This window comes from Siccirubricoccus deserti (genome assembly GCF_014283215.1).
Lineage (GTDB): Bacteria > Pseudomonadota > Alphaproteobacteria > Acetobacterales > Acetobacteraceae > Siccirubricoccus > Siccirubricoccus deserti.
Genome location: NZ_JACOMF010000011.1, coordinates 133,686 through 144,406 on the forward strand (window position 1 = coordinate 133,686; position 10,721 = coordinate 144,406).

Genomic DNA, 10,721 nt, shown 5'->3' on the forward strand with positions numbered 1-10,721 from the left:
GTGTCGCTCTCCTCGTCTGGGGGAGGCTTTAGCCCGCGGTGACCGCCCGTGGAACCCGGCGGCTCAGCTCAGCTCCACCATGGTGATCTCCGGCGGCATGCCGAAGCGCACCGGCATGATCGAATTGCCGATACCGCCCGACACCACCAGGTGACGCCGATCCTCGATGATCGACCCATAGGCGAAGCGGTTGCCGAAGCGGCTGGGCACGACCGGCGACCAGCCGAAGGCGCGCACCTGTCCGCCATGGGTATGGCCGGAAAGCGTCACCGCCACCCGGGACGGCACTTGCGGGAAGATATCCGGCTCATGCGCCAGCAGGATGGTAGGCGCGCCATCGGTGACCTGCGCCAGCGTGCCGGGCAGGTCGTCCGTGCCGTGCCAGCTGCCGCGGCGGCCGTAGGACCACTGGCTGCCGAGCCCGGCCAGCCAGATGCGCTGGCCCTGATGCTCCAGCGGGCGGACCTCATTGTGCAGGATGGGCAGGCCGGCGGCGGCGAAATCCGCCGCGGCGAAGGGCATCGGCACCTGCTTCGCCTGGGCCGCCGGATCTTCCCACCAGTCGTGGTTGCCGAGGATGGCATGCACGCCAAGTGGCGCGCGCAGCCCGGCCAGCACATCCGCCACCTGGCGCATGCTCGGGCGCTCGGAGACGAAGCGGTGGTCGGCCAGGTAGTCGCCCAGCAGCACCACCATGTCGGGCTTCTGCGCATTGGTCATGGCGACGGCGCGGGACAGCCGGGCCAGCGGAGTATGCGGCCCGCCACAATGCGGGTCGGCGATCAGCGCGATGGAGAGCGGCAGCCCGCGCGGCCAGTTCGGTGGGCTGATGCGGTGGTGGACCACCCGCAGCCGGACGCCGGGCTCCAAGGCCGTGGCATAGCCGCCCAGCCCGGCCCCGCCGGCACCGATGCCGCCGGCCCAGCGCAGCAGGCGGCGCCGGCGCAACCCCTTGCGCTGCGTGTCTCGTACTACAGGGTCAAGCCCCGTCTCACGGCTCAGCTCACCGGAGTCCCGGAGCGCAAGCGCCGCCAAATCGCCGTCCATGCCAGACCCCAAATTGCGACCGCGCCGCGCGCGATGCCCCCGATCATGCCCGATGCCGCAGGACGCCCTGCGAGCGCAGCGCGGCTTCAGGCATTTCCCCCTTTATGGACCGCCGGTTGCTGACGGACTCTGAACCGTCGCGCCGGGTTTCGCGCCGCAGGGCTTAAGCTGCGGCGCGTGCGGCGTCCAGGCAATGTGTGGAGCAGGTCGCCGAAAAATCACCGGCGTCGCCGCGACAGAGATACACGCATCCTCGGTGGAGGATATGGGTGGCGCTGCCGCATGGATCAACCCGGCAGGCCGAGCGGCGGCGTCGGCCGCCCACCCGCTGCCGTTCCGTCCCCGGCGCCGTTCAGCCGGAATGAGTCGCGCCGGCCTCCTGATTCCCGGCTCGCACGGAGCCGGCTCCGACGCCGCTTATTGCGGCTTGAACACGCTTCGTTTCGCCGCATCCGCCGCCCGCCACAGATACCAGGCGGCGATGCTGCGCCAGGGTGCCCAGGCCTGGCCGATCTCGGCCAGCGCCTTCGGCTTCGGCTGGGCTTCCAGCCCCGCCGCCACCCGCCAGCCCTCGCGCACCCCGAAATCATCCACCGGCAGTACATCCGGGCGGCCCAGGGTGAAGATCAGCAACATCTCCACCGTCCAGCGGCCGACGCCGCGGATCGCCACCAGCCGCTCGATCAGCGCCTCATCCGAGAGCCGGGCGCAGCCCTGCAGCGGCGGTACCAGCCCGCCGGCGGCCTTCTCGGCGATATCGCGGATGGCCGCGACCTTGGATTGCGAGAAGCCGCAGGCCCGCATCGCCGCGACATCCATGGCCAGCACCGCGGCGGGTGCGGGGAAGGCCTCGCCCGGGTGCTGCGCCAGGAAGCGGCCGAGGATCGCCTCGGCGGCGCGGCCATGCACCTGCTGATGGGCAATGGCGCGGATCAGCGCCTCATAGGGCTCGCGCTGCACCGGGGCGAGGGTGCAGGGGCCGATCTGGCGGATCACCCGTTTCAGCACCGGATCGCGCCGCAGCGCCCGCTCTGCCTTCGCCCAGCCGGCACTGGCGGCGGCCGGCGGCGCGCCGGTGCCGACATTCTCGACCATCAGTCCACCGAAAGCTTGGCGGCACGCGACATCCCGAGCCAAGTGGTCCGCTCCGCTTCCAGCCAGCGTGGCAGATCGGCGGGGGGCACCAGCAGCGGGTCGACGAAGCTTGCCCGCAGCCGCGCCTGGGTGGCCTCGTCCATGGCTTCGGCGAAGGCCTGGCGCAGCCGCGCGGCGACGGCCTCCGGCGTACGGCGGTGCACCAGCAGCGTATTCCACACGGAGACGGCGTAGCCGGCGAGCCCGGCCTCCTGCATCGTCGGCACCTCGGGCAGGGCGGAGGCGCGTTTGGCGGTGCTGACGCCGAGGGCACGGAAGGTGCCGGCGCGGATTTGCTGCGTGGAGGTGGCGGTGGTGTCGAACAGGAAGTCGAACTCCCCGGCCAGCAGCGCCGCGACCGCCGGGGAGGAGCCGCGATAGGGCACATGCGTCGCCTCGAAGCCGCCGAGCTGCAGCAGCAGCGTGGCGCAGAGATGCGATGAACTGCCGTTGCCGACCGAGCCGAAGATCAGCCCGCCGGACTTGCCGCGCGCCACCAGCTCCGCCACCGATGAGACATCGAGGCGCTTCGGATTGACCGACAGCACATTGGCCATGTCATTGATGGTGCCGAGCACGGCGAAGTCCCGCACCAGATCGACCCCGGAATTGGCGTAGAGCAGCGGGTTCACGCCGAACATGGCGGCGGTGCCGACCAGCAGCGTATAGCCGTCCGGCTCCGCCGCGGCGGCGGCCTGGGCGCCGATGTTGCCGCCGGCACCGGCCCGGTTTTCGATCACCACCGGCTGGCCGAGCCGGCGCGACAGCGGCTCGGCGATGATACGGGCGACGATGTCGGTGACGCCGCCCGGTGGATAGCCGACGATGATCCGCAGCGGCCGGCTGGGGAAGTCGGGCTGGGCGCGGGCGCCGGGGGCCAGGACGGGGGCGGCGAGCAGGGTGGCGGCGGTGGCGCCGAGCCAGCGGCGGCGGGTGGGCATGGCAGATTTTCCGGATTGGTTGCGCAGCCCGTAGCAAGGCCCGGCTGCCGCAGCAACCGCCGCCGCGGCAACGGCTCGGCTCAGAAGCCGATCAGCGCGTCGATGTTCTCCCGTGCCCGCCGCTGCGCCGCGTCGCGCGCCGCGAGGTCGCCGGCGCTGCGGCCGCCGGCGGCGCGGATGCGATCGGCCTCGGCCAGCGCCGCCTCGGCCTCGCGCACCTGGGCGCTGGCCGCGCCGCGCTCGGCGCGGAGCCGGTCGAGCCGCTGGCGCAGCGTGGCAAGCTCGGCGTTCTGCCGCCGCACCCGACGCTCGGTGGCGGCAAGCTGGGCGCGAGCGTCGTCGCGGCGGATCTCCGCCCCGGCGGCCGCCTCGCGCGCCTCGGCCGCCCGCCCCTGCGCGGCGCTGCTCTCGGTCGAGAGCACCTGCTGGCGCTGGGTGTAGCCGCCGCTGGCGGAGCAGGCGATGCCGCTGATGAAGGTGGTCTGCGTCGGATCACAGCCGCCCGGCCCTGGCGCGCAGGCGCCGAGCCCGAGCAACGCCAGGGCGCCGAGCCAGAGGCCAGGCCGATGGCGGATGCCGCCCTGCCGCATCCGAGGCTCCGTTACCTGTCGCATCCTGCTGCCCTCCATTCCCTTGTGCTTGCCCGTGGGCCCGCGGCCCGGCAGCGCGTATCACGATGCCTGGCGCCAGGCACTGCCGCCCGCGGCGCGCAGCCCTCAGATGCCGCCGGGCACCATGGCCAGCGACCGCGCCAGCTCCGCCTCCGCCCGATGCATGTCAGCGACCGAGGCGCCGACGCCCTGGGTCGGCCCGATGAAGCCCTGGCCGGAGGAGGCGGCCGCGGTGCTCATGCCGCCCTGCACCCGGCGGCCGTCGGCGATCAGGGCCCGCATCGCCTGCAGGTCGCGCTGGTAGGAGGCGGTCTCGCTGCGGAACTGGCCCGCGGTGATCTGCCCCGCCTGGTAGCGGGCATTGAGCTGGGCGATCCGCTGCCGCGCCTCGGCCGCGACCTGGTTGGCCGCCATCGCATAGCCGCGGAATTTCTGCGCATCGGCATTGGCCCGGTTGATCGAGGCGCGTAGCGCCGCCTCCCGGTTTGCCTGCGTCTGGGCATTCTGCGCCACCAGCGCGCCACCGCCGGCCCCGGCCACCGCGCCCGCCCCGGCGCCGATCGCCGCACCGCGGCCACCGCCCGCCAGCGCGCCGACGCCGGCGCCGAGCAGGCCGAGCAGCACTGCGCCCTCAAGCATCGTCTCCCCGGTGCGGACACGCGGTACGTAGTCGACGTTCTCATGCTGGCCGAGGCCGCCGCGCAGCGCCTGCTGTTGCGGCGACAGGCCGGGCTCCATCATCGATGTCTGGGTGCAGGCGGCGACCAGCAGCAGGAGTGCGGCGAGCAGCCCGCACCGTCCTTGTCCAAGCACGCGCATCAGGCCCATGGCCATGTCCTCTGGTTCGGTTGTCTCGACGTCCGGCCGGCGCGGTTCAGGCGTAGCGCGCCACCACCTCCACCCTGCGGTTCACGCCGCTGCGCGGATTGGCGGGATCCAGCAGTTGCAGCGGCCCGAAGCCCTGCGGCCGCAGCCGCGTGGCGATGACGCCGCGGCTGACCAGCGCATCCACCACCGCGCCGGCGCGCAGCATCGACAGCCCCATGTTGTAACCGAGCCGGCCGACGACGTCGGTGTGGCCGTTGATGTCGAACTGCGCGAGCTGGAGCTGTGGTCCGCTGCTCATCGCCTGGGCGAGCGCATCCAGCTCGGCATCCGAGCCGGGCGGCAGCCGGTAGGAGTTGAAGGCGAAGGTCGCCCGCAGCACCACGCTGGCCTCGGGGGGCAGCATGCCGGTGGCGGGCTGGGTCTGCTGCTCGCAGGCGGCAAGCAGCCCGGCGCCGGCAAGGGCCAGGAAGGGACGTCGGGACAGGCGCATGATCGGGCGGTTCCGGTGGGCGGTGCGAGGCGGAGGGAGGTCAGCGGGGTGGCGCGAGGAGGGCGCCGAACTCCGCCGCGGAAGGCGGGGTTCCGGTGTTGCGCAGGTCCGTGGGCCGGCTGGTGCGCAGCCTGAGCCCGGCGCGGCGCGCCACCAGTTCCGGCTCCGGCGGCTGGGTATCGCGCAGGCCGCGCAGCTGCGGCGGCAGCATCCGGTCGCCGGTGGCGGCGACGAGCGGATCCTCGGCCGCGGCACCGGGCGGCTGGGCAGTGGGTTGCGGCGCGGCGGGCGGTGGCGGCACCGCCCGCGGTGCGACCGGCCGCGGCGCCGCCGGCACCGCCGGGCGGGCGGCGCCGGGCTTCGGCCCATCGGCGCCGAACTGGGCCAATGCCGGCGCGGAGAGCAGCGCCGCGGCCAGCATGGCGCCACCGGCGATCGCCAGCCCGCGCCGCATGCCTCTCTGCCGAATGGCGCAAGATGTGTGCATCAAACCTCTCCAGCGTGCGCCGGCTAGACTGCACGAAGGATCAGGCCCACGCTACACTGCGGCAACAGAGTTCGGCCGGCATGGCCTGTGCCTGACCGATTGTCGGCAGGTGTGGTTGACAATCCCCGCAGCGAGGAGGCCGCGCTGACCAATGGCTGACCGTCGCCTTGCCCGCACCGGGCTGAATGGCCGGGTCCCCTTTCGCCTCGGCACCCGCAGCGTGCATGACGACCACGCCCGCGCGACGGCCCAGCTCGCCAACCTTGCCGGCGCCGAGGCGGCCAGCCTGTTCGCCACGCCGGTGGTCACCCTCGGCAACGGCACCGCCGATGGCAGCGTCGACTGGCTGTCCGCGCTGCCCGGGGACATCACCCCGCTGGCGCAGCTTGAGGCCAGCGCGCGGCAGGCGGCGGAGGATCGGCTGCGCCGCATCCTGGCCCGGCTGCAGCCACTGCTGACCGACCAGGATGTCGGCGCCTGGCTGCGCCGGGCGCTGGTGGTGCCGGATGCCGGGGCGGTGCAGGTGGTCGGCGGCGTGCCGGTGCTGACCGATTGGGGCCTCGCCCCGCCCGGCCTCGGCGAGACGCCGGCGGCGCTGGACCGCGCGATGCGGTCCGGCCTCGGCGGCTACCTGCCGGCCGTGGCCTCGCCGCCTGCCGCGGCAGCGACCGCCACCGCGGCGGTCACCGGCGCTGCCGCCGCGACCGCCACCGCGGCGGTCACCGGCGCTGCCGCCGCGACCGCCGCGCCGCTGCCCTCGCCGCCGCCGCGCGTCGCCGCGCCGGTGGCCACCAATCCCGGCAACCGCTTCCTGGCGCCGGCTGCCATCGCCGTGGCCGCCATCTTCCTTGCGCTCGGCATCTGGATCGGCGCCCGCATCGTGCAGGACCAGCTGGCGGCGCGGAACAACACCGCCCGGGTGGTGCAGGACGATGCCGAGCTGCGCCGCGCCATTGATTTGCAGCGCCAGCAGAACGAGGCGCTGGAGCGCCGCATCGTCGACGCCCGCAGCGCGCTCGAGGGCAATATGTGCCTGGCGACGCCGGGCGAGCCGCGGCTCGGCCCCGATCGCGCCGCGCCGGTGCCGCCTGCGGCGCTGCCGCCGCCGGCGCCCGACCGGCCGCGCTTCGAGGGCCAACTGGCGGAGCTGCTCGACCAGGGCGTGGTGCTGGTCATCGTGCGCAACGCCCAGTCCACCGGCACCGGCACCGGCTTCTTCATCACGCCCGAACTGATCGTCACCAACAAGCACGTCGTCGAATCCGGCCGCGAGATCACCGTCGCCAGCCGCGTCCTCGGCCGCGTCGTGCCGGCGGAGCTGGCGGCGGGCACCCCGGGCTCCGACATCGGCACGCCGGATTTCGCGGTGCTGCGGGTGCCGGTGCAGCCGGTGCAGCCGCTCGGCCTGACCACCGCGGTCGGGCGGTTGGACGAGGTGATCGCGGCCGGCTTCCCGTCGCTCGTTTCCTCGGCCGACCCGGCCTACCAGGGGTTGATCCGCGGCGATGCCTCGGCGGTCGCCAATCTGCAGCCGATCCTCTCGGACGGGCGGATCAATGCGGTGCAGCCCTTCCCCTCGGGCCTGCAGGCGCTGCCGCACAGCGCGCAGATCTCGCCCGGCTCCTCCGGCGGGCCGCTGGTCGATGCCTGCGGCCGGGTGGTCGGGGTGAACACCTTCGGCCGGTCCAGCGACCGGATGCCGGTGACCATCAGCTACGCGCAGAAGTCGGACAGCCTGGCCGAGTTCCTGCGCGGCAACAACCTGACAGCGACGGTGCTGGCGGATGCCTGCCGGCCGCAGCCGGCGCCGCCGCCACCCGCCGCCGCGGCCCCGGCGGCCGCGCCGGCCCCCGCTGTGGCGCCTGCTCCGGCCGCGGCCCCCGCGACGCCGCCTGCCACGCCACCGCAGCGATGATCGGCTAGGCCATGCCCACGCGTCGCATCGCCGTCACCGGCAGCGCGGAGTACCAGGCCCTCGGCGCCGGCGGCACGCTGGCGGTCGACCACTGGGACGCGCTGACGGCGCAGATCGGCGCCGAGCTCAGCCCGGCCCATGCCGCGCTCTTCGCCGAGCCGCAGCGCGATGCGGCGCGCGGCGAGATCGACTGGTACGCCGAGGGCTCCGGCACCGCGGCCCGCGCCGATACCCTGCCGGAGGCCGAGCGCGAGGCGCTGCTCGCCCGTTGGCACGCGATGCGGGAGGAGATCCGGGCGCTGGCCGGACGGATCGGCAGCCGGCCCGACGCTTCCTCCCGCTTCATGGCGACGCTGATCCAGGCGGCGCTGACCCTGCCCGCGCCGGAGGCGCGCAATCTCTGGCGGATCGACGGCCGGCCGGTGCTGGTCGCCTGGGGGCATGAGCGGGCCGGCGTGGCGGCGGCGGCGGAGACGCTGACCGGACGCATGGCGGCGGCCGATGTGCCGATGCAGATCCTGCCGCCGCCGGCCCCGCCGGTGCCCCCGGGGCCGCGGCTGTGGCCTCTGGTGGCGGCGCTGGCCGGGGCGTTGGCGCTGCTGCTGCTGGCGCTGCTCTTCGCCTGGCGCGACCCCTTCGGCCTGCTGCGGCCGCAGGAGAGCGCCTGCGTCGCCAGCCCGGAGGATCTGGCGGCGCTGGCCGGGCTGCGCGAGGCGTCCGAACGCGAGGGCGCGTTGCGCCGGGAACTGGCCCGGCTGGTCACCGATGCCGCGGCGCGCCGGGCCACCTGCGCGCCGGTCCCGGCGCCGACCCCGGTGGCACCGCCCGCCACCGCACCGGAGCCGCCGCGCAACGCCGACCTCGAACGGGCGGCGCGCGAAGGCGGCCAGACCGGCCAACTGCAGATCGTCCTGGCGTGGGAGGGCAATTCCGACCTCGACCTGCATGTCACCTGCCCGAATGGCGCCCGGCTGTTCTGGGGGGCGCGGCGGATCTGCGGCGGCGAACTGGATGTGGACGCCAATGCCGAGCGGCAGATGTCCTCCCCGGTAGAGAATGCCCGCTGGGCGACGCCGGCCTCCGGCACCTACCGGGTCGAGGTGATGAATTATGCGCCGCGCGGGCAGAATGCGGTGCCGTTCCGCGTCACCATCCGCCAGGCGGGCCGCGAGGATCGCGTCGTCACCGGGATCGGCCGGGCAGGGGCTGACCGGCAGCCGGTGACCACCGTCGAAGTGCCCTGAGGATGAGCGGCGGCACCCTGCTGCTCGACCGCCGCCGGCTGGCGAGTTTGCGGCCTCTGCTGCCGGATCGCTCGCCGGCGGAATGGCATGCGGCACTGGTGGCGGAGATCACCGCCGGGCTTGGCGCGGCGCATGCGGCGGTGCTGGCGGTGCCGGTGGCTGAGGGGGAGGAACTGGCCTGGTACGCCCCGGGCAGCCGCAGCCGCGTCTTCAGCGCCCTGCTGGTGGCCGACCGGCGGGCGCTGACCGAGGCGCTGGGGGCGATCCTCTCCGACATCCGCCGCCTGGGCGAGAGCGGCGCGGCGCCGGCCGTGGCCGCCGCCTGGCCATCGCTGCGGGAGGTGCCGGACCTCGACGCGGTGTTCGCCGTGGACGGCAGGCCGGTACTGACCGCCTGGGCGCAGATGAACGCCCGGGCGGAGCGGCCGGCCGGGCTGCTGGCGCGGTTCGACGATGGCCTTGCCTGGCAGCCGCCGCCGCGCTTCCCGACGCGGGCTTGGGCGCTGGCAGGCGGGGCGCTGGCGGCGCTGGCGCTGGCCGCCGGGGTGCTGCTGCCGCTGGCCGGGGCGGCGCTGTTCCCGCCGGTGCCGCAATGCACCATCGATCCGGCCAGCCTGGCGATCTACCAGGAGGCCAGCCGCGAGGCGGAGCGCCAGGATGCGCTGGAGGGCGAGCTGGCGCGGCTGGAGGAGGAGCGCGGCCGCCGCCGCCTCGCCTGCCCGCTGCCGGTGGCGCCGCCCCCACCGCCGCCCGCGCCCCCCGAGCGCCGCGCCGAGGCACCGCCACCGCCGCCCCCGCCGCAGCGTCCGCCACGGCGGGAGGAACCGCCGCGCCCCCCGCCCGGCACCCAGCCCTGCGATGTCGACACGCAATCCGGCGGCGCCGGGGAGACGCGGACCCGGCACTTCCTGGGGCCGACCCCTGGGCCGGTCACGCTCGACTACAATACGCTGCGGGAGGCGGACATGATCGAGGTGCGCTACCGCGGGCGGGTGGTCGCCTCCACCCCCGGCATGGTCCGCTTCGTCGGGCGGATCGGCTTCGACTGGCGGCCGCAGCCCGGGGATTACGTGGTGGAGGTGGTGGTGATCGGGCCCTCCGCGAGCACGCGCTGGCGATACCGCCTGAACTGCCCGGTGCGCTGATGTCGGCCGGCCGCTTCCGCCCCGGCACGGCGAGGCTGGCGCCGCCGCGTGGCTTGCGGCGTGCCCCCTGCCGCGGGATGCCATGCCGATGAGCGAGACGATGCTGACCCTCGACCGCCGCCGGCTGGCGGGTTTGCGGCCTCTGCTGCCGGATCGCTCGCCGGCGGAATGGCATGCGGCGCTGGTGGCGGAGATCGCCGCCGGGCTTGGCGCGGCGCATGCGGCGGTGCTGGCGGTGCCGGTGGCCGAGGGGGAGGAGCTGGCCTGGTACGCCCCGGGCAGTCGCAGCCGCGTCTTCAGCGCCCTGCCGGTGGCCGACCGGCGGGCGCTGACCGAGGCGCTGGGGGCGATCCTCTCCGACATCCGCCGCCTGGGCGAGAGCGGCGCGGCGCCGGCCGTGGCCGCCGCCTGGCCATCGCTGCGGGAGGTGCCGGACCTCGACGCGGTGTTCGCCGTGGACGGCAGGCCGGTACTGACCGCCTGGGCGCAGATGAACGCCCGGGCGGAGCGGCCGGCCGGGCTGCTGGCGCGGTTCGACGATGGCCTTGCCTGGCAGCCGCCGCCGCGCTTCCCGACGCGGGCTTGGGCGCTGGCAGGCGGGGCGCTGGCGGCGCTGGCGCTGGCCGCCGGGGTGCTGCTGCCGCTGGCCGGGGCGGCGCTGTTCCCGCCGGTGCCGCAATGCACCATCGATCCGGCCAGCCTGGCGATCTACCAGGAGGCCAGCCGCGAGGCGGAGCGCCAGGATGCGCTGGAGGGCGAGCTGGCGCGGCTGGAGGAGGAGCGCGGCCGCCGCCGCCTCGCCTGCCCGCTGCCGGTGGCGCCGCCCCCACCGCCGCCCGCGCCCCCCGAGCGCCGCGCCGAGGCACCGCCACCGCCGCC

General features: G+C 75.0%; 11 protein-coding genes. 4 read left to right on the forward strand and 7 right to left on the reverse strand.

Going from position 1 to position 10,721, the window contains the following annotated elements; translation table 11 throughout:
- Positions 1-63 precede the first annotated feature (63 nt).
- From H7965_RS11885 to H7965_RS11915, 7 genes are all read right to left on the reverse strand, one after another.
- Positions 64-1,047, reverse strand: a complete 984-nt coding sequence (locus H7965_RS11885; protein WP_186770792.1) for a metallophosphoesterase — start codon at positions 1,045-1,047, stop codon at positions 64-66.
- A 417-nt stretch (positions 1,048-1,464) separates the two neighbouring features.
- Positions 1,465-2,142 (reverse strand): DNA-3-methyladenine glycosylase family protein, encoded by a 678-nt coding sequence (locus tag H7965_RS11890; RefSeq protein ID WP_186770793.1) that lies wholly within the window; start codon positions 2,140-2,142, stop codon positions 1,465-1,467.
- Positions 2,142-3,122 (reverse strand): Bug family tripartite tricarboxylate transporter substrate binding protein, encoded by a 981-nt coding sequence (locus H7965_RS11895; RefSeq protein ID WP_186770794.1) that lies wholly within the window; start codon positions 3,120-3,122, stop codon positions 2,142-2,144. The genes H7965_RS11890 and H7965_RS11895 overlap by 1 nt, the downstream gene beginning before the upstream one ends.
- Positions 3,123-3,202: 80 nt before the next feature.
- Positions 3,203-3,736, reverse strand: a complete 534-nt coding sequence (locus H7965_RS11900; protein ID WP_186770795.1) for a hypothetical protein — start codon at positions 3,734-3,736, stop codon at positions 3,203-3,205.
- Between the two features lie 102 nt (positions 3,737-3,838).
- On the reverse strand, positions 3,839-4,561 hold the full coding sequence (locus H7965_RS11905) for a hypothetical protein (RefSeq protein ID WP_186770796.1): 723 nt from the start codon (positions 4,559-4,561) through the stop codon (positions 3,839-3,841).
- A gap of 46 nt (positions 4,562-4,607) precedes the next feature.
- Positions 4,608-5,051, reverse strand: coding sequence for an OmpA family protein (locus H7965_RS11910; RefSeq protein WP_186770797.1), 444 nt, complete (start codon positions 5,049-5,051; stop codon positions 4,608-4,610).
- 40 nt (positions 5,052-5,091) lie between these two features.
- Positions 5,092-5,505 carry a hypothetical protein gene (locus H7965_RS11915; protein WP_186770798.1) on the reverse strand — a complete coding sequence of 138 codons (414 nt, stop codon included), beginning with the start codon at positions 5,503-5,505 and terminating at the stop codon, positions 5,092-5,094.
- Between the two features lie 184 nt (positions 5,506-5,689).
- On the opposite strand from H7965_RS11915, the gene H7965_RS11920 reads away from it, so the two are divergent.
- From H7965_RS11920 to H7965_RS11935, 4 genes are all read left to right on the forward strand, one after another.
- The gene (locus H7965_RS11920) at positions 5,690-7,453 is read left to right on the forward strand and encodes a S1C family serine protease (protein WP_186770799.1); all 1,764 of its coding nucleotides are present in this window, start codon (positions 5,690-5,692) and stop codon (positions 7,451-7,453) included.
- Positions 7,454-7,464: 11 nt separating this feature from the next.
- Positions 7,465-8,697, forward strand: coding sequence for a hypothetical protein (locus H7965_RS11925; protein ID WP_186770800.1), 1,233 nt, complete (start codon positions 7,465-7,467; stop codon positions 8,695-8,697).
- Between the two features lie 2 nt (positions 8,698-8,699).
- Positions 8,700-9,842: a hypothetical protein gene (locus H7965_RS11930; RefSeq protein ID WP_186770801.1), complete on the forward strand. Its 1,143-nt coding sequence runs from the start codon at positions 8,700-8,702 to the stop codon at positions 9,840-9,842.
- Positions 9,843-9,930: 88 nt separating this feature from the next.
- On the forward strand, positions 9,931-10,721 hold a 791-nt coding region (locus tag H7965_RS11935; protein ID WP_222440575.1), incomplete at its 3' end, for a hypothetical protein.